This window comes from Streptosporangium sp. OZ121 (assembly GCF_051918885.1).
Taxonomy (GTDB): Bacteria; Actinomycetota; Actinomycetes; order Streptosporangiales; family Streptosporangiaceae; genus Streptosporangium.
The window spans coordinates 18,784-43,630 of sequence record NZ_JBPXMC010000018.1 but is presented as its reverse complement, the minus strand read 5'-3'; the positions used below and the strand labels follow the sequence as shown (position 1 = coordinate 43,630).

21 protein-coding genes are annotated in these 24,847 nt (G+C 70.4%); 9 read left to right on the top strand and 12 right to left on the bottom strand.

Annotated features, from left to right (window positions below; translation table 11 throughout):
- Nucleotides 1-10: 10 nt before the first annotated feature.
- Together ACTOQ1_RS27640 and ACTOQ1_RS27635 are read right to left on the bottom strand one after the other, a co-directional pair.
- Complete coding sequence (locus ACTOQ1_RS27640; protein ID WP_440070930.1) at nucleotides 11-841, bottom strand: class F sortase; 831 nt, start codon at nucleotides 839-841, stop codon at nucleotides 11-13.
- A 13-nt stretch (nucleotides 842-854) separates the two neighbouring features.
- Complete coding sequence (locus ACTOQ1_RS27635) at nucleotides 855-1,763, bottom strand: hypothetical protein (protein WP_440070929.1); 909 nt, start codon at nucleotides 1,761-1,763, stop codon at nucleotides 855-857.
- Nucleotides 1,764-2,623: 860 nt separating this feature from the next.
- On the opposite strand from ACTOQ1_RS27635, the gene ACTOQ1_RS27630 reads away from it, so the two are divergent.
- The 6 genes from ACTOQ1_RS27630 (at nucleotide 2,624) to ACTOQ1_RS27605 (ending at nucleotide 9,932) form a co-directional block, all read left to right on the top strand.
- Complete coding sequence (locus tag ACTOQ1_RS27630) at nucleotides 2,624-3,298, top strand: DUF2291 family protein (RefSeq protein ID WP_440070928.1); 675 nt, start codon at nucleotides 2,624-2,626, stop codon at nucleotides 3,296-3,298.
- Nucleotides 3,295-4,887 carry a sugar ABC transporter ATP-binding protein gene (locus ACTOQ1_RS27625; RefSeq protein WP_440070927.1) on the top strand — a complete coding sequence of 531 codons (1,593 nt, stop codon included), beginning with the start codon at nucleotides 3,295-3,297 and terminating at the stop codon, nucleotides 4,885-4,887. The genes ACTOQ1_RS27630 and ACTOQ1_RS27625 overlap by 4 nt, the downstream gene beginning before the upstream one ends.
- Nucleotides 4,888-4,973: 86 nt before the next feature.
- Nucleotides 4,974-5,996 carry an ABC transporter permease gene (locus ACTOQ1_RS27620; RefSeq protein WP_440070926.1) on the top strand — a complete coding sequence of 341 codons (1,023 nt, stop codon included), beginning with the start codon at nucleotides 4,974-4,976 and terminating at the stop codon, nucleotides 5,994-5,996.
- A 215-nt stretch (nucleotides 5,997-6,211) separates the two neighbouring features.
- On the top strand, nucleotides 6,212-6,802 hold the full coding sequence (locus tag ACTOQ1_RS27615) for a 2Fe-2S iron-sulfur cluster-binding protein (protein ID WP_440070925.1): 591 nt from the start codon (nucleotides 6,212-6,214) through the stop codon (nucleotides 6,800-6,802).
- Complete coding sequence (locus ACTOQ1_RS27610; RefSeq protein WP_440070924.1) at nucleotides 6,799-7,830, top strand: FAD binding domain-containing protein; 1,032 nt, start codon at nucleotides 6,799-6,801, stop codon at nucleotides 7,828-7,830. The genes ACTOQ1_RS27615 and ACTOQ1_RS27610 overlap by 4 nt, the downstream gene beginning before the upstream one ends.
- Nucleotides 7,827-9,932 carry a xanthine dehydrogenase family protein molybdopterin-binding subunit gene (locus ACTOQ1_RS27605; RefSeq protein WP_440070922.1) on the top strand — a complete coding sequence of 702 codons (2,106 nt, stop codon included), beginning with the start codon at nucleotides 7,827-7,829 and terminating at the stop codon, nucleotides 9,930-9,932. Before ACTOQ1_RS27610 ends, ACTOQ1_RS27605 begins: the two co-directional genes overlap by 4 nt.
- A gap of 121 nt (nucleotides 9,933-10,053) precedes the next feature.
- On the opposite strand, the gene ACTOQ1_RS27600 is transcribed toward ACTOQ1_RS27605, so the two are convergent.
- The 4 genes from ACTOQ1_RS27600 to ACTOQ1_RS27585 all read right to left on the bottom strand — a co-directional run bounded on the left by ACTOQ1_RS27600 (nucleotide 10,054) and on the right by ACTOQ1_RS27585 (nucleotide 14,831).
- Nucleotides 10,054-11,115 carry a glycerophosphodiester phosphodiesterase family protein gene (locus tag ACTOQ1_RS27600; protein WP_440070921.1) on the bottom strand — a complete coding sequence of 354 codons (1,062 nt, stop codon included), beginning with the start codon at nucleotides 11,113-11,115 and terminating at the stop codon, nucleotides 10,054-10,056.
- Nucleotides 11,116-11,812: 697 nt separating this feature from the next.
- A complete protein-coding gene (locus tag ACTOQ1_RS27595) occupies nucleotides 11,813-12,463 on the bottom strand; it encodes a hypothetical protein (RefSeq protein ID WP_440070920.1) in 651 nt (216 codons plus the stop codon).
- 202 nt (nucleotides 12,464-12,665) lie between these two features.
- Nucleotides 12,666-13,499: a class F sortase gene (locus ACTOQ1_RS27590; RefSeq protein WP_440070919.1), complete on the bottom strand. Its 834-nt coding sequence runs from the start codon at nucleotides 13,497-13,499 to the stop codon at nucleotides 12,666-12,668.
- A 12-nt stretch (nucleotides 13,500-13,511) separates the two neighbouring features.
- Nucleotides 13,512-14,831 carry a hypothetical protein gene (locus tag ACTOQ1_RS27585; RefSeq protein ID WP_440070918.1) on the bottom strand — a complete coding sequence of 440 codons (1,320 nt, stop codon included), beginning with the start codon at nucleotides 14,829-14,831 and terminating at the stop codon, nucleotides 13,512-13,514.
- Between the two features lie 377 nt (nucleotides 14,832-15,208).
- On the opposite strand from ACTOQ1_RS27585, the gene ACTOQ1_RS27580 reads away from it, so the two are divergent.
- The gene (locus ACTOQ1_RS27580; RefSeq protein WP_440070917.1) at nucleotides 15,209-16,354 is read left to right on the top strand and encodes an acyl-CoA dehydrogenase family protein; all 1,146 of its coding nucleotides are present in this window, start codon (nucleotides 15,209-15,211) and stop codon (nucleotides 16,352-16,354) included.
- Between the two features lie 130 nt (nucleotides 16,355-16,484).
- Here the strand turns inward: ACTOQ1_RS27580 and ACTOQ1_RS27575 are convergent, their stop codons facing one another.
- Nucleotides 16,485-16,742, bottom strand: a complete 258-nt coding sequence (locus ACTOQ1_RS27575; RefSeq protein ID WP_440070915.1) for a hypothetical protein — start codon at nucleotides 16,740-16,742, stop codon at nucleotides 16,485-16,487.
- 392 nt (nucleotides 16,743-17,134) lie between these two features.
- Here ACTOQ1_RS27575 and ACTOQ1_RS27570 point away from each other — a divergent pair, with 392 nt between their 5' ends.
- Nucleotides 17,135-17,296 (top strand): hypothetical protein, encoded by a 162-nt coding sequence (locus tag ACTOQ1_RS27570; RefSeq protein ID WP_436761249.1) that lies wholly within the window; start codon nucleotides 17,135-17,137, stop codon nucleotides 17,294-17,296.
- Nucleotides 17,297-17,386: 90 nt separating this feature from the next.
- On the opposite strand, the gene ACTOQ1_RS27565 is transcribed toward ACTOQ1_RS27570, so the two are convergent.
- The 5 genes from ACTOQ1_RS27565 to pdxH all read right to left on the bottom strand — a co-directional run bounded on the left by ACTOQ1_RS27565 (nucleotide 17,387) and on the right by pdxH (nucleotide 23,351).
- Nucleotides 17,387-18,160 carry an alpha/beta fold hydrolase gene (locus ACTOQ1_RS27565; protein WP_440070914.1) on the bottom strand — a complete coding sequence of 258 codons (774 nt, stop codon included), beginning with the start codon at nucleotides 18,158-18,160 and terminating at the stop codon, nucleotides 17,387-17,389.
- 53 nt (nucleotides 18,161-18,213) lie between these two features.
- Nucleotides 18,214-20,439 (bottom strand): SpoIIE family protein phosphatase, encoded by a 2,226-nt coding sequence (locus tag ACTOQ1_RS27560; protein WP_440070913.1) that lies wholly within the window; start codon nucleotides 20,437-20,439, stop codon nucleotides 18,214-18,216.
- A 117-nt stretch (nucleotides 20,440-20,556) separates the two neighbouring features.
- Nucleotides 20,557-21,261 (bottom strand): metal-dependent transcriptional regulator, encoded by a 705-nt coding sequence (locus ACTOQ1_RS27555; RefSeq protein WP_440070912.1) that lies wholly within the window; start codon nucleotides 21,259-21,261, stop codon nucleotides 20,557-20,559.
- Nucleotides 21,262-21,420: 159 nt separating this feature from the next.
- Nucleotides 21,421-22,668: an MFS transporter gene (locus tag ACTOQ1_RS27550; protein ID WP_440070911.1), complete on the bottom strand. Its 1,248-nt coding sequence runs from the start codon at nucleotides 22,666-22,668 to the stop codon at nucleotides 21,421-21,423.
- A 56-nt stretch (nucleotides 22,669-22,724) separates the two neighbouring features.
- Entirely contained in the window at nucleotides 22,725-23,351 is a 627-nt protein-coding gene (pdxH, locus tag ACTOQ1_RS27545) for a pyridoxamine 5'-phosphate oxidase (protein ID WP_440070910.1), read from the bottom strand.
- A 196-nt stretch (nucleotides 23,352-23,547) separates the two neighbouring features.
- Between pdxH and ACTOQ1_RS27540 the strand changes: the two genes are divergently transcribed.
- Complete coding sequence (locus ACTOQ1_RS27540) at nucleotides 23,548-24,654, top strand: citrate synthase 2 (RefSeq protein WP_440070909.1); 1,107 nt, start codon at nucleotides 23,548-23,550, stop codon at nucleotides 24,652-24,654.
- The last annotated feature ends 193 nt before the right edge of the window (nucleotides 24,655-24,847 follow it).

Below are 24,847 nucleotides of genomic sequence, written 5' to 3'. Positions count from 1 at the left end.
AGCGGTCCGTTCAGGCCTTCTTGGTGCTCGTCATGGTCGCGTAGGCGATGACGTTGTCGGTGTAGTGGCCGGTCGCGCGGTTGTAGGTGCCGCCACAGGTGATCAGGTGCAGCTGGGGGGTCGGCGACCGGCCGTACACCCGCTGGGTCGGGAACACCGACTTCTCCGCCTGCTCCAGGCCGCCCACGGTGTAGACGGCGATGATCCCGTCCTTGCGGTGCACCTCGATGACGTCGCCGTTGCGGATCTCGTCGAGGCGGCTGAACACCGCGCTTCCCGAGCGCGTGTCCTTGTGCCCGAGCATGATCGCGGGACCCGCCTCGCCGGGGGTGGGTCCCGAGCGGTACCAGCCGACCAGGTTCGGGTTGCCGACCGGCGGCACCTCGATGGCGCCCTTCCTGTCGAGCCCGACGGACCTGACCGGCGCGTTGACCCCGAGCCGCGGGATGACCAGGCGCACCGGGGACGAGGGCTGCATGGCCGGGGCCGCGGGCAGGCTGGGCAGGGGCGGCGGCGCGGTCGGGGGCGCCTGGAAGTAGGGGTTCGCCGGTGCCGCCGCCAGGTCGCGGGGCGGCAGCGTGGTGCGCTGGTCGGCCAGACCGTACTCCTCGGGCGAGGCCAGCATGTAGAGCAGGCCCACCAGCACCGTGACCACCCCGGCGATCCCGGCGAGGATGAGCACCGACCGCATCATCCGGCTGCCGGGGGGCTCCTCGTACGGCGGGCCGTACTGCTGGTGGGGGCCCGGCGGCGGGTACGGCGGCTGGACGGGGACCGGCCGGTAGTGCGGCGGCGGCCCCGGAGGCGGCCAGCCGCCCGGCGGCGGCGGGGGGGTGGTCATCCGGCCACCCCGATCAGCCGCGACCGGCGGTGCGACGCCGCAGCACGAGCCCGCCGATTCCGGCGAGGGCCACCGTCAGCACACCGCTGAACATGATCATCCGAGCGTCGGGACCGGCGTCGCCGCCGCCGCCTGTAGAGGCGGCGCCCTTGGGGGTCTCGTCGATCTGCTCGTCGGAGTCGGGGTCGGGGACCGGGTCGGCGGTCCTGGTCCGGGTGACGGTGATGGTCGGCGTGGGGGTCGCGCTGGCACTGGCGCTGGGGCTGGCGCTCGGGCTGGCGCTGGGGCTGGCGCTCGGGCTGGCGCTGGGGCTGCCCGTCCCCACGGTCACCCGCAGCGCGGCGGCGGAGACCTGGGCGGACGCCTGGGCGTCGACCACGAGGTCGCAGTTCAGCAGCTCAGTGGGGGAGGTCCCCGCCGCGGAGTCGAGGAACACGGTGAAGGAGTCGGGCTTGAAAACCACGACGCCGGTCGCGCTAGGAGTCACAGTGACCATCAGCGTCGGCAGGGTGAGCGGCTGGCCAGCCGTCATCGTCGCGGCTGGAGCGGTGGCGGCGAGCGAGCGAAGGTCGGAGGGAGTCGCGAGGACCGCCGCGGGAGTGGCGTCGATCCGCATGTCCGCGTCGATGACGAGAGACAGGGGCGTGGTGACGGCCACCGGCGCGGTGAGGGGGGTGGGCGGGGCGACCTTCCACGTCGCCATGATGGGCGAGTTCGTCACTACCGCCGTCGGGCCGGTGAGGTCCATCTGGAGCGTGTACGTCGCCGCCGCCCCACCGGGGGGCGTGCAGGTGTAGGCCACCGGTTTGGGAGCGGCGTAGATGGAGGCGAGCGCGGGAAACGCACCGAAGATGCCTGCGCCCGCCGTGGCGATCACGGCCGTCTTGACCGCGACGCGCAGCCGCGTCTTGGACTTCAGCACAGTTTCTCCTCGTTCCAGCTTGATCGACCGGCCTCACACCGGCCGCCGAGGCTTACAGGTTGCGGTCAAGGTTCGGCATAGATCCTACGAACACAGACCGCGCCACGCGAGCAAGTCGGCTAAACGGACACAAATTCCCATCTATCCCACAGCAAACGACACCGTACATCGGTAAAGCCCGTCATGGCAGGTCGGGTCGGGCCCCGGCCGGACGAGGAACGCGCGGAAGACACCTCCTGGAGCCCATCCGAGGGTCCCGTCGCGAATCCGGCCGCCCGACGGGCGGGCGGCCCGGGGTTGGCAATCAGTGTCCGGATATATGGAAAAAACCAGGTCAAAACTGGTGTCGCCCTACTTAAAGATCACCCTACGGAAGCCCCATCGGGCAGGGTGGAACCTACGGTGGGCCCGATTCGGACGCTCCGAATATCTGTTTGGGTTGTAGAGATATTTCATCGACACACCCACCGTGGTCATCGGCCCGTTCACCTGACCGGGGCCTCGCGTTCGCCCGCGAGGTCGCCGCGCGGGCTGGACGGCGTCCGGCGACTCGACCGGTTCCCGTTCGGGAAGGATTCGGTGGAAGGCGTGCGAACGGGTATACGGAGCATGAAGAGCATCACCGCGCCCTCGGCCTGGTGGGCCGCGAGGATCACTTCGCCGCCCCGCGGGCGCGAGGACTCCCCGGCGGCACGCCGCGTCGTCCGAAGGGTTCCGCCGAACGCCTTCGCCGAACAGCGACGATCATCCCCGGACTCTCCGGTAAGCCTTCCCCCGCCCGGCCGCGAGCACCTTCCGGGGCTCTCCCCCAGCGGATGGATCAGCGATCACCTTGAGGTTTCCCCATTGGAAGGACTGAGATGAGCACGCCGGTTGCATCGGGGGCGCGCGGCGGGCAGGTGCCCCGCCGGCGGATCCCGGCGAAATGGATCGCCGTCGCCCTGGCGGTGGCGCTCCTGGCGGCCATCGGGTTCAGCACCCAGTACCGCTCGGCGGAGTCCGTCGCGGCGGCGGGTCCCCGGCGTTTCGACCCGGCCGCGTACGGAGCGCGGACGTACGAGGACAAGGTCGTGCCCGCGATCGAGAGAAAGGCCGTCGAGCTGCCCGTACTGGTGAAGGCCATGAACGCCGACGCGGAGGCGGCCGGGAAGCAGTACGGCGTCCGGCACGGCAACGGCCCCTACACCTTCGCGGTCGAGGGCGTCGGCACGGCCGGGACGGTGAGGTCGGGACTGATGCACGTGACCGTCCCCGGCCTTCCCCCCGACACCCGGGTCTCGCTGCAGGTCGGTCCGATCATCAACGGCACGGCACTGCGGGACGCGGTGGGGTTCATCACCTTCGGGCAGTTCCTCGACCAGGTGGAGTACGCCGACGCCGCCACCGCGCTGAACGACCAGATGCGGGAGAAACTTCTCAAGAACCTGGACGTGCCCCGGTTGGAGGGCAAGAAGATCTCCTTCGTCGGGGCCTTCAGCTTCCTCACCCCCTCCGTCGTGACCATCACCCCGGTCTCGATCAAGGAGATCGCGTGAGGACCCCGACCACCACCGTCCTGAGCGCTCGCGACGTCACCAAGGTGTACGGGGACACGCACGTGCTCCGGGACGTCGACTTCGACGTCGCCGCCGGCCGGGTGACCGCGCTGTTCGGCGAGAACGGGGCCGGCAAGTCGACCCTGATGAGGATCCTCTCCGGGATCGAGCACCCCACCGGCGGCCATGTCGAGCTCGACGGGGAGCCCGTCAGGTTCGCTTCGCCCCGCGACGCCGCCGACCAGGGCGTCGCGATCGTCCACCAGGGGCTCAGCCTCTGCCCCAACCTGAGCATCCAGGACAACCTGTTCCTGGCCAGGGAGATCCGCGGGGGTCCCTGGGTGATCGACCGCTCGTCCCAGCGGGCCACCGCCGCGGCGATCCTCCACAGCCTGGAGGAGTATCTGGATCCCGACCGACTGGTCGGCGACCTGACTCCGGGCGAGCAGCAGATCGTCGAGATCTCGCGGGCGCTCCTCCAGGAGGCGCGGGTACTGATCATGGACGAGCCCACCTCGGCGCTCACCGCCCCGGAAGTCAAGGTCCTGTTCCGGGTCATCAAGGAGCTGGCCTCGAACGGCGTAGCGATCGTCTACGTCTCCGCGCACCTGGAGGAGGCGCTGGAGATCGCCGACGACGTCGCCGTACTGCGTGACGGGCGGCTGGTCGCCACGGCGGACGCCGACAACGTCGGCATCCGGTGGGTCGTGGAGCGGATGACCGACCGCGACCAGGGCGACCGGTTCCCGCGCTGTGCCGCGGTCGCCGGGGAGGAACTGCTGACCCTGCGCGACCTCGTGGTGGCCGACCCGGCCAACCCGGGCCGCCTCGCCGTCGACGGCCTCTCCCTGACCGTGCGGGAGGGCGAGATCGTGGGGATCTACGGGCTGACGGGCTCGGGCCGCACCGAGTTGCTGGAGGCGCTCGCCGGCCGGATCCCCTCGCAGTCGGGCAGCATCCTGCTCTCCGGCACCCCGCTGGAGCGCGCGGGGATCCGCGACCGGGTCGGCCTGGGCATGGTCCTGGTCCCGGGGAACCGGCGGCGCGACGGCCTCGTCCCGACGATGTCGGTCGGGGAGAACCTCTCCCTGGCAGGGCTGGGCGCGTTCGTCCGGCGGCTGCTCGTCCGCCGTGACCGCGAGCGGGACGCCGTCTGCCGGATGATCACCGACATCACCGTCGGGACGGGCGGCACGGAGGCGTCGGTCGCGTCGCTGAGCGGCGGCGACCAGCAGAAGGTGGTGATCGGCAGGGCGCTGCTGACCGCCCCGCGGGTACTCCTGCTGGACGAACCCTCGCGCGGCGTCGACGTCGGTGCCAGGACGGACATCTTCGAGCTCATCGCGGCACAGGCGGAACGCGGCCTGGCCGTCCTCTTCACCACGTCGGACGCCGAGGAGGCCCTGCGCGTCCCCGACCGCCTGCTGGTGCTCGCCCGCGGGGTCCTCGTCGGCGAGTTCCGGCGCGGCACGACGACCCGGGAGGAGCTGCTGAAGGTCTCGAACGGCAGCACCTCCACCGACATGGACGTCGCCCCTGACATCGATCGGGACACCGGCACGAGCACGGGCAGGGACGGTGCGGGGTGACACCTCGGGAAACGCCCCCCGCACCGGCGCCGCCAGGTCACTCTCCGCCGGGGAAGGCCACAGCCGAGGCCCGCCGCCTCTCCCTGGTGAACGGTCTGTTCGAGCTGCGGGCGCTCATCGCGCTCGTGGCCATGATCGTGGTCTTCGGCCTGCTGTCGGACACGCTCCTCTCCGCGCCGAACCTCGTCATGGTGGCCAAGCACATCGCGATCAACGCGGTGATCGCGCTCGGCGTGCTGCTGGTCGTCGTCAGGGGCGGCGTCGATCTGTCGGTGGGCTCGATCGCCGGGCTCTCCGGGGTCGTCGCCGGCGAGTTGCTCGAAGGACTCGAACTCGGGTTCGCCGACGCCTTCGCCTACCCGCCCGTGTGGGGCGTGATCGTGCTCTGCGTCGCGGTCGGCATGCTCGTCGGCCTGGTGAACGGCGTCGTCATCACCCGGTTCAAGGTGCCGCCGTTCATCGCGACGTTCGGCATGCTGTACGTGGCGCGGGGAATCGCGCTGCTGATCTCCGACGGCTCGACCTATCCCAATCTGGACGGCAATCCCGAGCTGGGCAACACCGGCTTCGAGGTCCTCGGCAACGGGCGCCCGCTCGGCCTCCCGGTGGCGATCTGGATCGCGATCCTCCTCGCCGTCGCCGTCGCGCTGGTGCTCACCAAGACGCCGTTCGGACGGTGGCTGTACGCCGCGGGCGGCAACGAGCGGGCCGCAGAGCTCTCCGGGGTCCCGATCGACCGCGTCAGGACGGCCGTGTACGTGATCTCCGGTGGCTGCGCCGCGCTCGCGGGTCTCGTCATCGCCTCGGAGCTGGCCTCGGCGACGCCGCTGGCCGGTGAGACGTACGAGCTCAACGCGATCACCGCGGTGATCCTCGGCGGCGCCGCGCTGGGCGGAGGGCTCGGCACGGTGCGAGGCGCTCTCATCGGGGCCTGTGTCGTCGGCCTTCTCGCCGAGAGCCTGGTGCTCACGGGAGTGTCGGAGTTCTGGCAGATCGTCATCAAGGGAACCGTGCTCGTTCTCGTCGTCATGCTGGACCAGAGCCGGCAGCGGTTCCGGCGGCGCGGGGCCACCGCGTCGGCGATGGCCGCCGGCAGGCGACCGGGCTGACGTGGCCGTACGGCCGCGTCCGCCGGGGGCGGGCCAGGGCTCAGGCCCCGCCCCCGGCCGCCGCGGCCAGCGGTTCGTGCCGGGCCGGAGTGTCACCGGTCTTGGCGGCCCTTTGATTCCCCCGTGATTCTCGAAGCACCACGATTGCCGCTTCTTTTGGATTTTCAGATTAATCACAAATCCCCCCATCATTGGGGAATTGACAGGATAAACGCATGGCAGTCGAAGCGTTCAGCAGCGAGATCACGCTGCGCATCAACGGTGCCGACCACTCCGTCTCCCTGGACAACCGGGTGACCCTCCTGGACGCGTTACGGGAGCATCTCGGGCTGACCGGGACGAAGAAGGGATGCGACCACGGGCAGTGCGGGGCGTGCACGGTCCTGCTGGGCGGCCGCCGGGTGAACAGCTGCCTGACGCTCGCGGTCATGGCCGCCGGGCAGGACATCGTCACCATCGAGGGGGTGGCCGGCCTGGCCGGCGCGAACGATCTGCACCCCGTCCAGCAGGCGTTCCTCGATCACGACGGCTTCCAGTGCGGCTACTGCACACCGGGCCAGATCTGCTCGGCCATCGGCGCGCTCGACGAGGCGGAACGAGGCTGGCCGAGCCACGTCACCGAGGACGTCGCCGCGGGCGTCGCCTCCAGCGGCGCCCTGGACGCCGAGGAGGTCCGCGAACGGATGAGCGGCAACCTCTGCCGCTGCGGGGCGTACGCCGGAATCGTCGAAGCCGTCCTCGACGCGGCCGGCGGGGGAAGCCCGGACCCGGTTCTCTCCGGACGGAATCCCGGGAGCGCGCGATGAGGCCCTTCACCTACGAGCGCGCCACCGACCCCGGCGCCGCCGCCACCGCCGTCCTCGACGGCACCGGCACGATGTTCCTGGCCGGCGGTACCAACCTCGTGGACCTGATGAAGCTCGGCGTGGTCGAGCCGGCGACGCTGGTGGACATCACCCGGCTGCCGTACGACCGGATCGAGCACCGGGCCGACGGCGGCGTGCTCATCGGCGCGATGGTGCGCAACAGCGACCTGTCCGGCGACCGGGGCATCAGGGAACGTTTTCCCGCGCTCTCCCAGTCGGTGCTGGCCGGGGCCTCCGGGCAGTTGCGGTCGATGGCCACCACCGGCGGAAACCTGCTGCAGCGCACCCGCTGCCCGTACTTCCAGGACGTCACCAAGCCGTGCAACAAGCGCGAGCCGGGTACCGGCTGCTCGGCGATCGGCGGTGACCACCGCGACCTGGGGGTGATCGGCACCTCCGTCGCGTGCGTGGCCACCAACCCCTCCGACATGGCGGTGGCGATGGCCGCCCTCGACGCCGTGGTGCACATCAGGCTCGCGGGAGGCGACGAGCGGGCGGTCCCGCTCTCCCGCTTCTACCTGCTGCCCGGCGACACGCCGGACCGGGAGACGGTGCTGGAGCCCGGTGACCTGATCACCGGGATCGAACTGCCCCCGCCCCCGGACGGCGCGGCGATGCTGTACCGCAAGGTCCGCGACCGCTGGTCCTACGCGTTCGCGGTGGTCTCGGTCGCGGCGGTGGTCGCGACGGAGGCCGACGGCTCGCTGCGGGAGATCCGGCTGGCGCTGGGCGGGGTGGCCCCCGTGCCGTGGCGGGCCCGGGAGGCCGAGGGGATGCTGACCGGCCACCGGCCGACCAGGACGTTGCTGCTGGCGGCCGCGGAGGCGGAGTTCGTGGCGGCGCGCCCCCTCCCGCGGAACGAGTTCAAGATCGGACTGGCCGGCGACCTGATCGCGGCGAGCGTCCGGGATCTCACGAAACCGACGGGGTCCACGGGGAACGGCTTCACTCGGGAGGAGCGAAGATGACCACTCTCGACAAGGTGGTGGGCGGGGCACCGGTCAGGATCGAGGGACGCGACAAGGTCACCGGCGTGGCCCGCTACGCGTACGAGTACCCCGTACCGGACGCCGTCTACGTCTGGCCGGTGCAGTCCACGATCGTCCGGGGGCGGGTGCGCTCCGTCGACGGCGCCGCCGCGCTGGCCCTGCCGGGGGTGATCGCCGTACTGGACAGCGGCAACGTCTCCCGGCTGCGTCCCGTGCAGGACGCCGAACTGGCCGTCCTGCAGTCGGCCGACGTCGCCTACCGGGGGCAGATCGTCGCGGCCGTGGTCGCGAACACCCTGGAGGGGGCCCGCGAGGCGGCGGCGGCCGTGCGCGTGGACTACGACGAGGAGGAGGAGTACGAGGTCGTGCTGGATCCCGGCAGCCCGCGTATCTCCTCTCCTACGAGGGTCAACGCGGGTTTGACGGGGACGGTCGAGTGGGGTGACGCCGAGAGCGCCCTGGCGGCGGCGCCGGTCGGCGTGGACGCCGCCTACACGACCCCGACCGAGCACTCCACCCCGATGGAGCCGCACGCCACGATCGCGTTCTGGGAGGGCGAGACCCTGACGCTCTACAACGCCGATCAGGCACCGTGGGTGTCGGCGACCGCGATCGCCCAGCTGTTCGGCCTTCCCGAGAGCGCGGTGAGCGTCGTCGCGGACCACGTCGGCGGCGGTTTCGGGTCGAAGGCGGCGACCCGCCCGCCGACCGTGCTGGCGGCGCTGGCCGCCCGCGCCGTCAGGCGACCGGTCAAGGTGGCGATGACCCGGCAGCAGATGTTCGCGCTCGTCAGCTACCGGACGCCCACCGTGCAGCGCGTACGCCTGGGGGCCGAGCGCGACGGCAGGCTGACCGCGGTGTGGCACGACGCGCTCCAGCAGAGCTCGAAGCTCGTCGAGTACACCGAGCAGACGGTCTCGCCCAGCCGCGTCATGTACGCGACGCCCAACAGCCACACCGTCCACCGGCTCCTGCGGCTGGACGTGCCGACCCCCTCGTGGATGCGCGCTCCCGGCGAGGCTCCGGGGATGTTCGCCCTGGAGTCGGCGATGGACGAGCTGGCGTACGCCCTCGGGATGGACCCCGTCCAGCTGCGGATCGTCAACGAGCCTTCGGCCGACCCCGAGTCTGGACTCCCGTTCAGCAGCCGCAACCTGGTCGCCTGCCTGCGTGAGGGGGCGGCGCGCTTCGGCTGGGCCGGGCGCGACCCCACGCCGGGCGTCCGCGAGGACGGCCGGTGGCTCGTCGGGACCGGCGTCGCGTCGTCGACCTACCCCGTCTACACCAGGGCGTCCACCGCGGCCGCCTATGCCGAGCCCACGGGCAGGTTCGTGGTCGAGATCGCCGCGGCCGACATCGGCACCGGCGCCCGCACCGCGCTCACCCAGGTCGCCGCCGACGAGCTCGGCGTGCCGATGGACCGGGTCACGGTCAGGGTGGGCCGCAGCGTCTTCGGCCCCGCGGCACTCGCCGGGGGGTCCATGGGCACCTCCTCCTGGAGCTGGGCGGTGAGCAAGGCCTGCCGGGCGCTGGTCAAGGATCTCGACGAGCGGTCCGGCGTGGTCCCCCCGGAGGGCCTGGGGGCACGGGCGGACACCGCCGAGGACCTCGCCGTGTGGAAGCGTTTCTCACGCCACTCGTTCGGGGCGCAGTTCGCCGAGGTCAAGGTGAACCTCGACAGCGGACAGGTCCGTGTCGAGCGGCTGCTGGGGGTCTTCGCGTGCGGCCGGATCATCAATGCCAGGACGGCGCGCTCGCAGTTCCTCGGCGGCATGACGATGGGGATCTCCATGGCCCTGCACGAGGCCCTGGAGCTGGACCCCCGGTTCGGCGACTTCGTCAACCACGACCTGGCCGGGTACCACATCGCGGCGAACGCCGACGTCCGCGGGATCGAGGCCCACTGGATCGACGAGCAGGACGACGAGCTCAACCCGGTCGGGGCCAAGGGCATCGGCGAGGTGGGGATCGTCGGCACCGCCGCGGCGATCGCCAACGCCGTCTTCCACGCCACCGGCTTCCGGCAGCGGGACCTGCCGATCACCCTTGAGCGGGTACGGGCGGCCATGCGGACCGGATGACGGGGGCGCGTCGACCGACCGGACCCGGCGCGCGCAGGTCTTCGCCGCCACCCGGCGGCGCCACGCGAGATCCGACCGGCGCGCGTCAACCTGCTGGTGCGAAGCTGGTCCCGTACGGTCGTCAGCCTCCGGCGCGAAGCTGGTCCCGTACGGCGCGTGCCAGGCCGGGGTCGTCGGCGATCACCCCGTCCACTTTGAGCCTGCACAGGCGCTTCAGCCACCTCCTCACCTCTTCGGTGGCGCGCCCGCCGGAGGTGTCGCCCCTGAGTTCCGCCCGGAGCCGCGCGGCGAGCTTGCGAACCGTCGTGGCGTGGACCAGGAGCCCTTCTTCCTGGGCGTTCCTGACCAGCGCGGCAGGCGAAACCGGCCTGCCGTCGAGACCTCCGGGATCACCGGGACCGATCCGCTTGGTGACCACCCCGATGCCGTCGGCGTACTCGGCGACCTCCCGCAGCCCCTCCGGGGTGACCATGTCGTCATAGGTGAGCGGGTCACCGGCGCTCGCGAGGTCGTACGGGGCGCCGGTGGCGCCGACGAACTGGATGAGCCGCAGCCGCGTGAGGGGACGCAACCGCTTGAGGTTCCCGGTCTCGAAGGACTGGATGAAGGCCGGGTCCCGCTCGTCGTCCCAGCCGTACCGCGCGAAGGTCTCCAGCAACGGCTCCTCCAGCGGCAACCCGATCGAGGCGAAGTAGGAGGGGAACTTGGTCTCGGCGTAGACGCCGACCCCGTGCTTCTGCGCGAGCTGGACCACCTCGTCGAGCGTCGGGATCCGCTCTGTCCCGTCGTAGGCGGTGTTGTCCCGCCGCTCCTTGGGGAAGCGCTCCCTGGCGCGGAGGGTACGCAGTTCCTCCAGCGTGAAGTCCTCGGTGAACCAGCCGGTGTGCCGGATGCCGTTGATGACCTTGGACGTCCTGCGGTCGGCGAACTCGGGATGTCTGGCGATGTCGGTGGTCGCCGAGAGCTCGTTCTCGTGCCGGGCGACCAGCACGTGGTCCTTGGTCGAGACGAGATCGGGCTCGATGTAGTCGGTGCCCATCGAGATGGCGACCGTGTACGCGAGAAGCGTGTGCTCGGGACGGAACGCGCTGGCTCCACGGTGTGCGATGACGATCGGCGCGACCTCGTGGCGGCCGAAATGCCTGGCCTCCGGGTTCGCGGCACGTCCGGCCGCGGAACTCACGGGCCGTCCGTCCGTGGAGCTCGCGGGCCGCTCGGCCGTCGAGGCAGCGGATCCTTCGTCCGCGGGACTCGCGGATCGCGTGCCCGTCGAATCAGCGTGGTGGAGGGCACCGATCGCGGCGACCCCTATGAGTACGGCCAGCACACCGGCCCGCGCCTTGCTCACCTGTGTACACCCCTCGCTCTGCTTCAGCGGGGGAGACACATTCGCATAAACGGCTATACCCGGACCGGACATACGATTAACGATCAGAAGCGATTCTGACTTAGATAAGAGCACATGACCGTCTCCTGAGGCATTTCCCCAGATGTGTCCCGGTATTGTCGGCCACAAAAAAAGAGTGAGCGATCAATCACTCACTCCTCGGTGCGGGAAGGGGAAACCCGGGTCGACAGGCGGCTACGCGTCCCTGTTCCCGGGCCTGGTCTCGGCCTCGCGTCCCCGCGTCGGCCTCAGGCGGCGATCCCGGCACCGTACGGACCTCGGACGGCGAACCGGTGGCTCACCGGCCCCGAACTCGGACGGCGAACCGGCCCTCCACCCGCTCCGACCGCCGAACGGGCACCGTACCGGCTCCCGGCGACGGGCGGGTGTCCTCGCATCATCGCCCGCGCCCGCTCCGTCCCTCACCCGACCAGCCGTTTCCGTGCCGGTGTCCCCGCCGGTATCCGTACCTGTGACGATGGCGCCGCTCGCCTCACCCGGCCCACGCCGGCCGCGCGAACTCCCGATCCCGATCGCGCCGGGCGTCGGACCCGTGCAGCCCGAACCCGTCGCCCCCATGCCATCCGGCCTCCGGACCTCTCCGCCAGAACCCCTGGTCTCCGTCACGCCCGAACTCCTGGTCCCTGTCGCGCCCGAACTCCCGGTCCCTGTCGAGCCCGAACTCCCGATCCCTGTCGAGCCCGAACTCCCGATCCCTGTCGAGCCCGAACTCCCGATCCCTGTCGAGCCCGAACTCCCGGTCCCTGTCGAGCCCGGATCTCGACCCGTCGCCGCGCTCGCCGCCCGGACCGCGCCGCCCGAACCCGAGGTCGCCGTGGCGTTCCCGCCCCGGGTCCCATCGCCCGGCCGCCCTGGCCCGGTGCCGCCCGCCGTCCGAATGTCTCGGCCGCCCGAAGCCCCAGTTCCCCTTGCGCTCGATGCTCGTCCTCGAGCGCTCGGCCGTCCGTCCCCCGTTGCCCCAGTTCTTGGTCGTCCAGCCCCCGGCATGCTTCGGCGTCGAGTGCGCGGGACGCTTGGCACCCCAGCCCGAGGATCGCTCGTTTCCCGACTTCGGGTGCTGGACCGCGCCGAGAGCGGCGACCCCTATGAGTACGGCCACGACCCCGGCCCGCACGATGCTCACCTGGGCACACCCCCGCCTTCTGATCATTCGGGGGGTTGTCTCCTGTTGTACAACTCCCTACCCGGATCGCCGGGGAGGCTAACGATCAGCGACGGGCGACGAAGGGGCCGTGACCTGCCGGTCCGGCGAGCACCGCGCTCGATTCGGAGAGCACCGCGCCCGGCTCGCGAGCCAGACGGTACGGCGCGGTCAGGCGATGCGGTCAGGCGCGACGGGTCTTCGACAGGGTCGCGTAGACGATGATGTTGTCGGTGTAGTGACCGGTCCTGCTGTTGTAGACACCACCGCAGGTGATCAGCCGCAGGGTCGCCTCACCGGTGTTGCCGTAGACCCGCTTCGACGGGAAGGCCGCCTTGCTGACCTGTTCCACCCCGTCGACCGTGAACTCCGCGAGGCTTCCGTCGGACCGGGAGACCTTGATCTTGTCCCCACGCTTGACCTCCTTCAGCCGGCTGAAGACGGCGGCGCCTTTCTTGGTGTTCACATGCCCGAGCACCACCGAGGGCCCCTGCTGCCCGGGAATCGGACCGTGCTTGTACCAGCCCGCCTGGTTGGGCCTGCTCAGCGGAGGCGTCTGGATCTCCCGCTTGGAGTCGACGCCGAGCGCCATCAGCGGGGCCAGCACGCCGATCTTCGGGATGGCCAGCCGCCGGGGCTTCACCCCGTCGCTCTTCAACGGCTCCGGAGGCATGACCACCGGCAGCGGCGGCGCCGCCGTGGGCGCGGCGGCCGTCAGAGGGGCGTCGAGCCCGCCCGGCCCCACGGAGGACGGCGTCACTCCCGCCGGCTGCTGGCCGGCGGCCGGGACCTCCTGGATCTGGATGTTGCTGTCCGCCGCCTGCGGCACGGGCGGGCCGTACGGCTCCTCCTCCAGCGCCGGAGTCAGGTACGCGAGCAGACCCGCCATGATCGCGGCCACCCCGCCGAGCGACCCGGCCACGAGGAGCCCGGCCATCAGCATGCTCCCCTTGGGCTTGGGAGCCGGGCCCCGGCCCTGGTAGGGGTCGGGACCGCCCTGCACGGGTCCTTGATACATCCGGCGCCTCCTTCAGCTGTCCCTCTGGCCGCGCGCGTGTGCCGCCCGCCGCCTCATCAAGACCACACCGCCCAGTGCGCTTCCCGTCACCATCGCCGTGCCCGCGCCGAGAAGCCCCAGCCCGGAGCCTCCCTGAGGAGCCTCACCGGTCTGCGCCCCGCCGCTGGGGGTGATGATCACCTGCGGCGCGGTGGGGGTGGGCCTGGTGGGGGTGACGGTGGCGGTCACGGTCAGGGTCGGCTTGGGCGTCGAGGTGGTCGTGCTCCTGGTGGTGCTGTTCGTCCCGCCGTTCTGGTCGCCGTTCTGGTTGCCGTTCGAGCTCGGGGTGGGCGTGGGCGTGGGGGTGATCGTGGGAGTGAAGGTAGGGGTGAAAGTGGGAGTGGCGGAGGGGTCCGAGGTGTCGGTGATCGTCGGGCTGGCCGTAGGCGAAGGGGACTCGCCCGGCTCGGAGATGGTGACGTTCACCGAGACCGGCGCGCTGACGAGCGTGCAGGTGGCCCGGTAATCGGCCGGCGGGTTCGCCAGGTTCTTCGTGATCACCCGGAAGGCGTCGACCTGCGCGAACTTGCCCGCCTCCAAGTTCGTGACCTGAAGGGTGTGCTCGCCGTACTTGAGGTCGTTGAACCTCCACAGCGTGAGCCCGCCCTGGTGCGCGGCGTTCGTCGGCGTGCCGTCGGGGTTCTTCGAGGCGTCGACGGAGGACGGCGTGGCGTCCTGGCCGTCGATTTTGAACCCGACCTGCCCCGCCTCCGTGCTGCGCCGGGCGATGTACTCGATCCCGGTGCCGGTGAACTTGAAGGTGGCGAAGGAGTTCACCTTGTCCGTACGGTGCAGGTCACGGCCGTGATCGCCGATGCTCAGCGGCTGGTCGTTCAGCTCGTACCAGTCGCCCGCCGCGTGGTAGCTCACCTGGGGGTCGTCGTTGTTGACCACGACCTCACCGGCCGGAGGCATGAAGTCCACGAACAGCTTCCGGGGGCTGACCTTGAGCGTGCCCGCCCTGTCGGTGTGCGCGGAGTCGGAGATCCCGTCGGGGAGCTTCAGGATCTTTCCCGGCTGCAGCTTGCCCGGCTGGTCGACGGAGCCCTTCGGCTGGAGGACGCCGACCCAGCTCCCGGAGACCTGCACGTTCCCGGTGACCAGGACCTTGCCCCCGGGGCCGAAGTAGCCCGGCGAGCCGAACCTGGCCGGGTCGCCGTTCTTGTAGTTGAGGGCCCAGCCGATGTTGAGCGGCTCCCCGACCGTGAGCGTGGTGGGAATCGACACCTTGGTCCGGAGGTTCACCACGCTGCCTCCCAGGGCGATCCCGCCCGTACAGCTGTAGTCGACCACGAGTTCGGCATTGCTGGCACCGGACGCACCGGTGGGCAGCGCGACCAGCGCGCCGCCGACAAGGCACAGGGCCGAAACCGCGAGAGACCTACGGAGCCCAGATCGCCACCGAACCACCACACACTCCGATCACGAAGGCTGCCGTCAACAGGCATACCCATAGCACACCGAGGGTAGATCGTACGGTTTCTACCATCTTCGCCGCAGCGAGATCGCGGGTGGATCCGAAGACCGTGGCGCACTTGTGATCTGGATGTACCTCTCCATACCTCCATACATCGCACGAACGCGCCGGGTCCGGGTGTACCTGCTGGTAACAGAATCGTATTCTGTGTCACGAGCCGTCATGAGCCGTCGCGAGTCCTAGGAGGCACACCATGCAGCGAGACCTCTTCGAGGAGGAGCACCAGCTCTTCCGGGAGACCGTGCGCGAGTTCCTGGCCCGCGAGGTGGCGCCCCACCACGACCAGTGGGAGAAGGACGGCATCGTCCCCCGCGAGGTGTGGAAGAAGGCCGGAGAGATCGGGATGTTCGGCTTCGGGGTGCCCGAGGAGTTCGGCGGAGCCGGAATCACGGACTTCCGCTACAACGCGGTGATCGTCGAGGAGGTCATCGCGATCGGCGCGTCCGGTCTGGGCTACTCGCTGCACAACGACGTGATGGCGCCGTACTTCGTGGACCTCACCAACGACGAGCAGAAGGCCCGCTGGCTGCCCGGGTTCACCTCCGGCGAGCTGATCACGGCCGTCGCGATGAGCGAGCCCGGCGCGGGCAGCGACCTGCAGGGCATCAGGACGACCGCCGTGCGCGACGGCGACCACTACGTGGTCAACGGCCAGAAGACCTTCATCACCAACGGCATCAACTCCGACCTGGTCGTCACGGTCGCGAAGACCGACCCGGCGGCGGGCGCCAGGGGGATCTCGCTGCTCGTCGTCGAGCGGGGCATGGAGGGCTTCACCCGGGGTCGCAACCTGGAGAAGATCGGCATGCACGCCCAGGACACGGCGGAGCTGTTCTTCGACAACGTCAGGGTCCCCGCGGCCAACCTGCTGGGCCCCGAGGAGGGGCAGGGCTTCTTCCAGCTCATGGCCAACCTGCCGCAGGAGCGCCTGTCGATCGCGGTGATGGCCGTGGCGGCGGCGGAGACGGTCCTGCGGACGACCATCGAGTACTGCAAGAGCCGCACCGCCTTCGGCCGGAACATCGGCAGCTTCCAGAACACCCGGTTCGTGCTGGCCGAGCTGGACACCGAGGTGGACATCGCCCGCCTCTACGTGGACAAGTGCATTCTGGCCCTCAACGCCGGGGAGCTCACCGCCGTGGACGCCGCCAAGGCGAAGTGGTGGACCACGGAGCTGCAGACCAAGGTCATCGACCGCTGTCTCCAGCTGCACGGCGGCTACGGCTACATGATGGAGTACCCCGTGGCCAAGGCCTGGGTCGACAGCCGCGTCCAGACCATCTACGGCGGCACCACCGAGATCATGAAGGAGATCATCGGCCGCTCCTTCGGTTTCTGAGAAGCACGCCTGCGGTTTCTGAGAAGCACGCCTGCTTCCGGGGGACACGCAGCGGCTCCGGGACGCCCCCGCGGGGAACCGCCGTCCACGCACCCGCGGGACAGCGGTTCCCGGTGATCGGCCGGGGTCGTCACCTCTCGCTGATGTCCTCGATCTGGACGGCCACCCCGTCCTTGATCGTCACCTTGGCGAAGAAGGCGCCCCCCTTCTTGATCACCTTCTGCAGCTGCTCCACCGAGCAGCTGTACGGAGCGTTCCCCTCCTTGCAGACCAGCCCCCGCGCGTCGCGGACGACCGTGTACGGCAGCAGGAGGGCTTTCACCTCCTGGTCACTCTCGGAGGTCACGATGATCCCGTCCACCCCGCGCAGGGCGATCTTCCCGTTCACCGTGGTATCGACTCCCCGGCCCCCGGGAATGCTCGTGGACGGCGACGCCGTGACGAGCGCGTCGACGTCCACGGACGCGGAAACGGACGCGGACGGAGAGGGCGAAGAGGACGCGGAGGAAGACGGGGAGAGGGTGGCGGAGGCCACGGGGGACGGGGAGGCGGTCACGGTAACGGTGGCCGTGGCGGTCGCCGACGCGCCGGACGTGGCACTCCCGCCCGAACATGCGGAGAGGCCTGCGCCCAGAACTGCCACCAGCAGGGCACGCGTTACCTTCGATGTTCTGTTCACGAAAGGTAACGATCCCATGGGTTGGGGATTGCGGTTACCGGCCGCACAGGCGGTCCCGCCGACGCATACTGGTCAGCGGAGACTCCCCCGAGGTGGTGACGATGGACAGCGGGCTGATTCTGCTGATCTTCCTGGCGTTCCTGTTCGCCTGGGGCCTGAACCGGGTGCGCCGCGCCCTCCGGTTCGGCCCGGTCGCCTACCTCGGCGTCATGGTCGCGTTCGTCATCGCGATGCTCGCCATCTGGGGACAGACCATCCGCTGACTCCTTCCGCCGGGCCCGGACGTCCTGAGGACGAAGCACCTCCGAGCCGGCCACCCCCGGGCGCCCTCCCCCGGGACCGTACGACGCCCCCTACCGGGACCCCTCCAGCAGCACGCTCGTGACCAGCTCCGGGTCGTCGGTCATCGGCAGATGCCCGCAGCCCTTGAGCAGCTTCACCCGCTGCCCCGACCACCTGGCCGCCCGGACGGCCTGCCGGCGCGGGAGCAGCCGGTCGTGCTCGCCCCAGGCGATCGTGACCGGCGCCTTCGGCGGCGCGGGAGGCATCAGCCCCGCGAACGAGGCGAGGGTCTCGTCGAAACCGGAGGAGTCCCCGAGCGACTGGAGGGCGGCGAGCAGCGCCTCGGGCGTGAGCCTCACCGGATGGGCGACCAGGACACCGGCGCAGAGGACGCGGCCCAGCGGATCTTCCGCGAGGGCGGCGGCCCGTCCGGGAGGAAGACGGCGAGCGGAGACCCTGATGGCGCGGAGGACGGCTCGCGTGTACGCGAGCTCGCTGCGGTTCCAGAATCCGGCGGGAGAGAGCGCGGTGGCCGAGCGGACCACCCCGCGCGAGGCCAGTTCGAGGGCGACGTAACCGCCCAGGGAGCTGCCCGCCACGTGAGGGTCGCGCAGGCCGAGCACCGCGAAGAAGGACTCGATCGCGTCGGCCAGGCTTTCCGCCGTGTACGGCGTGCCGGGCGGCAGCGGCGGCGAGACGCCGAACCCCGGGAAGTCGACGGCGATCACGTCCCGCTCGGCGGCGAGCCTGTCGAGCACTGGCAGCCATGCCTGCCAGTGATGCCCGATCCCGTGCAGCAGGACCAGCGGGGAACCCGTCCCGCGCCGTTCGAACGCCAGCTCCATACCCCCGAGTCAACCACCGATCGGGGAGGTGTTCCAGCTCTGCCGCGTCCGGCTCAGCGTGACCTGGTGGGGATCTCGAACCAGACTGCCTTGCCCTCCTTGGTGGGGCGGGAACCCCAGCGCTTGGCGAGCTGGTCGACGAGGTAGAGACCCCGTCCGCCCTCGTCGTTCTCCCCCGCGCTGCGGATGCGCGGCAGCCGGAGATCCTGGTCGAAGACCTCGACCCAGACGGACTCCCTGCCCCGGCGGAGCCTGAGCGTGAACTCCTTCTCGTTGACGATCTCGTCTTCGAAGCCGGGGACGTCCCAGGACTCGTCGAACGGCAGCGGAGGGCCGTCCATCGTCAGCTCCCTGCGCGGGATGCTGGCGGTGGCGGCGTGCAGCACGACGTTGGTGACGACCTCGGAGACCAGCAGGCAGGCGAGCTCGGCGCGCTCCTCGGGGACGTTCCAGCCGATGAACGCCTCCGATGCCATCCGGCGCGCCTCCCCGACCATGATCGGCTGGGCGGGGAAGGTGCGCTCCTCGACGGCGAGGTCCTCGGAGGCGGACCTGAGCACGAGGATGGCCATGTCGTCGTCGATCTCGCCGGGCACCGCGACGGTGGCGGCGTCGGCGAGGCGCTCGACGGAGGCGTCACTGATCTCGATGAGCTTGCCGCAGAGCTGCGCCAGCGTCTCCTCGACGTTGGGCGGCCTGCCGTCGGCGTCGCGGATGGGGCGACGGTCGACGAGCCCGTCGGTGTAGAGGAGCAACGCGGCCCCGGGGGGCAGCGTCCGCGTCTCCTCCTTGTAGACCAGGTCGGCGTGCATGCCCTTGGCCCGCACCCCCAGCGGCTGGCCGACCTCGTGGATGTCGAGCTCGGTACAGGTGTCGCCGATGAGCAGCAGCGGAGGCGCGTGGCCGGCGTTGGCGAACGACAGCTGCCGCGACCAGGCGTCGTACACCAGGTACTGGCAGGTGACGATGGGCGGGACGCTGATGTCGGTGCCGCTCTCGTCCTGCTCGGGGGTGGCGATGATGCGGGTCCACTCGTCGAGCCTGGCGAGGATCTCCGCGGGCGGCTTGTCGTCCTGGGCGAAGGCCCGCAGGGCCGCCCGCAGCTGCCCCATGACCGCCGCGGCCTTGGCCCCCCTGCCCTCGACGTCGCCGATGACGATGCCGACCCGGCCCGCCGACAGCGGGATGACGTCGTACCAGTCACCGCCGACCTGGGTCTGGATGCCCTGTCCGTGGCTGGCCAGGGGTGCGGCCGGGTAGTAGCGGACCGCGATGTCCAGCCCGTCGAGCTGCGGCAGCGCGCGGGGCAGCAGGTGCTTCTGGAAGGACTCCGCGGTGTGCCGCTCCTCCTCGAACAGCAGGGCGTTGTCGACGGCGAGCGCGACCCGGGTGGCGATGGCCCCCACGAAGTCGCGGTCGAAGGCGTCGTAGTGCGGGCTGCGCCGGTCGGTCAGGTTGGACAGCCCCAGGTACATCAGCCCGAGGGTCTCGCCGCGCACGCACAGCGGCGCCACGATGGCCGAGGTCATGCCGATCTCGGCGGCCAGTCGGGTGTTGGCCTCACCCGGGCTGGGGTAGTTGGTCTGGGAGAAGTCCTCGACGAGGATCGTCTCCTGGCGGCGCAGCGCGATCTCGGCGTAGTGCCCCACCGGGTAGCGGATCTCCGCCCCGAGCGGCGCCCAGGTGTTGGGCGGCGGGCTCCAGCCCTGGACGTGGGTGGAGACCCTGCGGGTCAGCCGCCCCTCCTCCATCAGCTCGATGAAGCAGTGGTCGGCGAACTGCGGGACGAGCATCTCGGCGACGCGCTTGAGCGTCTCCTCGACGTAGAGCGATCCGGCGAGGCGCTCGCCGATCCGCTCCAGCAGGCCGAAGCGGTCCTTCTCCCGCTCGTTGCTGCGCATCGCCTCGCGGGCGGTGATGACGATGCCCGTCACCGCTCCCGAGGGGTGCCGCAGCGGCACGGCCTGTGCCCGTACGTAGATGATCGTGCCGTCCCCGCGCCTGACGTCGAACGTGCCCTCCCAGACGCCGCCCTTGAGGACGTGCTTGGAGAGCTCGACGGCGAGCGGGTGATCCTTCTCCATGATGCCCAGGGAGAGGGACTGGTCACGGGGCCCTGATGTGCCGGGGCGCCCGAACAGCCTTTCCGCGAACGGGTTCCAGTAGAGAAGGTTGCTGAACCTGTCGGTGACGACCACCGCCATCTCAGCGTGATCCAGGACGGAGCCGGCCGTAAGGTGATCAGCGGCGTCCTGGGAAACATCCCCCCACCGCTTCATCCGGTGACCGCCCGTCGTGGGCGGGTGTGTGCAAAGCGAACCACGGTTGCTCCTGCAGTCTCGGCCTGGGAGCGGAGGGACTCCCGAACGGGATCCAACCGAGCTAAGGGGCCTCGGTCAGCGTGTGGAGACGAAAACGTGCGCGGCAATCTCTCGCGGGAGATCCGCAAGAAAATTGTCCGCCTCGTCGTCACCTGTCACCCGCACACCGTCGTCGCTCGCCGCGAGCGTCACCTCGCGTCCGGGTTGTATCCCAACTTGCTTGAGTTTAAGCATCACAGCCGGATCGCTTTGCACTTGTTCGCTAATTCGCCGCACGACAACGGGTATATCTCTGGGTCCGGCCATCGCCGACATCGACGGCAGCGACTCCGGCCTCCCGCCGGGAACCCCGGTAACGCCGAGTTCCTCGAGTCCGGGTATCGGATTGCCGTGCGGATCCTCGGTGGGATTGTTGAGCAGGCTGACGAGCCTGGCCTCCACGGATTCGGACATGACGTGCTCCCAGCGGCACGCCTCGATGTGCACCTCTTCCCAGGGCAGACCGATGACCTGGGTGAGCAGGCACTCGGCGAGGCGGTGCTTGCGCATGACGCGGGTCGCGAGCGTGCGCCCCAGGTCGGTCATGGTCAGGTGGCGGTCGCCCTCGACGCGGACCAGGCCGTCGCGCTCCATCCGGGCGACCGTCTGGCTGACGGTGGGTCCGCTCTGCTGGAGGCGCTCGGCGATGCGCGCGCGCAGGGGGACGATGCCCTCCTCCTCCAGCTCGAAGATCGTACGAAGGTACATCTCCGTCGTGTCGATCAGGCCGTGTGCGGTCAAGGTTCCTCCCGTCCTCTCTCGATGCTACGTCCATCGCGCGGTGTTCCCGGGAGGGCGGCGCGGGACCTCGGAAGTTTGAGAAGACGACCCTATTGGGAGAACAGCCCACGATGACAAAGGACGGCAACGCCGGAGGGCGCCAAATCCTTCCCTAGCTGCTCAAACGCTACGCGTGAGCGGGCGATATTTTCTGAAGGCCGGAACGGCCAGTCCCACCGCGACCACGGCCACCGCGCAGGCGATCCCGCCGCCCACCCAGGCCCACGTGGCACCGAACCACGAGGCGGTGCCCCCGGCCCGCAGGTCTCCCAGCCTGGGGCCTCCCGCGACGACCACCATGAAGACCCCCTGCATCCTCCCGCGCATGTCGTCGGGCGCGTGGGTCTGCAGGATCGTCTGCCGCCACACCGCGGAGACCAGGTCGGCGGCCCCGCCGAACGCCAGCAGCGCGACCATCAGCCACAGTTGCTCGGCGAGCCCGGCCGCGGCGACGGTGAGCCCCCACGCGGCGATCACGTACGTGAGCGCCAGTCCCTGGCGCCGGACCCGGCCCACCCAGCCCGACAGCAGGCCGCCGAGCACCGAGCCGATGGCGATGCTGGCCGAGAGCCAGCCGAACGCGATCGGGGAACCACCGAACCGCTCGTCCACGATCTCCGGGAACAGCGCCCTGGGCAGCGCGAACGCCATGGCGATCAGGTCGACGACGAACGACATCAGCACGACCGGGTGCCCGGAGACGTAGCGCAGGCCGTCCACCACCGACCGCAGTCCCGGGCGGGTCACCTCGCCGGCCGGTTCGAGCCTCGGCAGCCGCACCGCGGCGTAGAAACCGGCGCCGAACAGCAGCGCGTCGATCAGGTAGGCGGTGGTGAAGCCGCTCTGGGCGAGCACGACCCCGCCGACCAGGGGCCCGATGACGGTGCCGAGGCCGCCCACCAGGAAGTTGAGGGTGTTGGCCGCGGGGATCAGGTCGGCGGGGACCAGCCTGGGGATGATCGCGCCCCTGGTCGGCCCGGTGATGGCGAACCCGGTGGCGTGTACGGCCACGGTGGCCAGCAGCAGGCCGACGCTGGTCGAGCCCAGGGCGGCCTGGACCAGGAGCGCGAGCGTCCCCGACCAGGCGATCAGCGCGCCGATCATGAGGAGCCTGCGCCGGTCGACCGCGTCGGCGATCGCGCCTCCCCACAGCCCGAAGACGACCAGGGGGATCAGGTTGGCGGGGCCGAGCATGCCGACCCAGAAGGACGACTTCGTGATGTCGTAGATCTGGGCGCTGACGGCCACCGAGGTGAGCTGGAATCCGATGAACGACACGCCCTGACCTGCCCAGAGCCGCCGGTAGGCGGGTATGGCGAGCGGACGCGTATCAGCCGCGTGCCTGCGGACGAAGACCCCGAAACCCACCCCGTTACCTCTCTACCTGACATACATGGATATATCAGTAAAGAGCGGGCAGAGTCTCAAGGGGCCAGGCGTTCGACGATCCAGGTGGCGCCGGAGCGCCGGTAACGGAGGCGGTCATGCATGCGGTCGGTGCGGCCCTGCCAGAACTCCACCTCGGACGGCACCACGCGCAGCCCGCCCCAGAAATCGGGGATCGGCGGATCCTCGGGCCAGCGCTCCGCCAGCTCCTCGTAGCGGGCGTCCAGCTCGTCCCTGGAGTGCACGACCGCCGACTGCCGCGACGCCCACGCGCCGATCCGCGACCCGTAGGGCCGGGACCTGAAGTAGGCGGCCGACTCCTCGCGCGGCAGCCGCACCACCGCGCCCTCCACCCGCACCTGGCGGCGGATGGAGTGCCAGGGGAACAGCAGGGCGGCCCGCGGGTTCTCCGCCAGGTCCCGGCCCTTGCGCGACTCGTAGTTGGTGTAGAAGACGAACCCGTTCTCGTCGTAGCCCTTGAGCAGCACGGTCCTGGCCGTCGGCCGTCCACCCGCCGAGGCGGTCGCCAGCACGGTCGCGTTCGGCTCGGGAAGCCCGGCGTCCACGGCCTCGCCGAACCAGAGGGCGAACTGCGAGAAGGGGTCGGGGGCGAGGTCTGCCTCGATCAGGGGCAACCCCTGGTACGTGCGTCGAAGGCCCGCCATCGAAGGCGGTCGCGATGTGGCATCCACGGGAAGGTATTCTCCCGTGCCGAGCAGGAAGCCCGCGCGGCGCCCCCCACCTGGGGCGATCGCGTTCCGGCGGGTCCGGCGGCACACCGCCTCGGCCCAGGGGGTTGAATATGACCCGCCGGTATCTCGACATCAAGGCTTTGACTTCAAGAAAGGGAGGCAGCCGAGAATGTCCGACTTCAAACCCGGGCTCGAAGGCGTTGTAGCTTTCGAGACGGAGATCGCGGAACCGGACAAAGAAGGGGGCGCCCTTCGTTACCGGGGCGTCGACATTGAAGAGCTGGTCGGCCGCGTCTCTTTCGGACACGTGTGGGGCCTGCTTGTCGACAACGAGTTCCAGCCGGGTCTGTCCCCGGCCGAGCCCTTCCCCGTCCCCGTCCACTCCGGTGACATCCGCGTCGACGTGCAGAGCGCGCTGGCCATGCTGGCCCCCGCGTACGGTTTCAGGCCGCTGCTCGACATCGACGACGAGCAGGCCCGCGCCGACCTGGCCCAGGCCAGTGTGAACGCGCTGAGTTTCGTCGCGCAGTCCTCGCGCGGCCTGGGGAAGCCGATGGTCCCCCAGAGCGAGGTCGACAAGGGTGAGAGCATCGTCGAGCGGTTCATGATCCGCTGGCAGGGCGATCCCGATCCCAAGCACGTCAAGGCCATCGACGCCTACTGGACGTCCGCCGCCGAGCACGGCATGAACGCCTCCACCTTCACCGCCAGGGTCATCGCCTCCACCGGAGCCGACGTCGCCGCGGCGCTGAGCGGTGCGGTCGGCGCCATGTCCGGGCCGCTCCACGGCGGTGCGCCCGCGCGCGTGCTGCACATGATCGAGGGCGTCGAGCAGGTCGGCGACGCCAAGAAGTACGTCCAGTCGGAGCTCGACAAGGGCCAGCGTCTGATGGGCTTCGGCCACCGCGTCTACCGTGCCGAGGACCCCCGGGCACGCGTGCTCCGCCGCACCGCCAAGGAGCTCGACGCGCCGCGTTACGAGGTCGCCGCGGCGCTGGAGAAGGCCGCGCTGGAGGAACTGCACGCCCGCAAGCCCGACCGGGTGCTCGCCACCAACGTCGAGTACTGGGCCGCGGTCATCCTGGACTTCGCCAAGGTTCCCTCGTCCATGTTCACCTCCATGTTCACCTGCGCCCGCACCGCGGGCTGGGCCGCCCACATCCTGGAGCAGAAGCGCACGGGCAGGCTTGTCCGCCCCAGCGCCAACTACGTGGGTCCGTCCCAGCGCTCGGTCCAGGACGTCCCCGGAGGCAGCGAGGTCGTCCACCCCTTCTGATTCCCCCTCCTGTACGGCTGTCGCGCGGCGTCTCGCGCGGCAGCCGTCGCCGGTTCCGGCCCTCCACACCCCCGGACCGCCCCGCCCGGCTCGTCCCGCCCGGCCCCGCGATCACCCAGCCCTGCCCAAAAACCCGCCACGGCTCGTCTCAGAATCCGGACCCCGTCCTGGTCCGATCCTCGGGCTCAGTAGG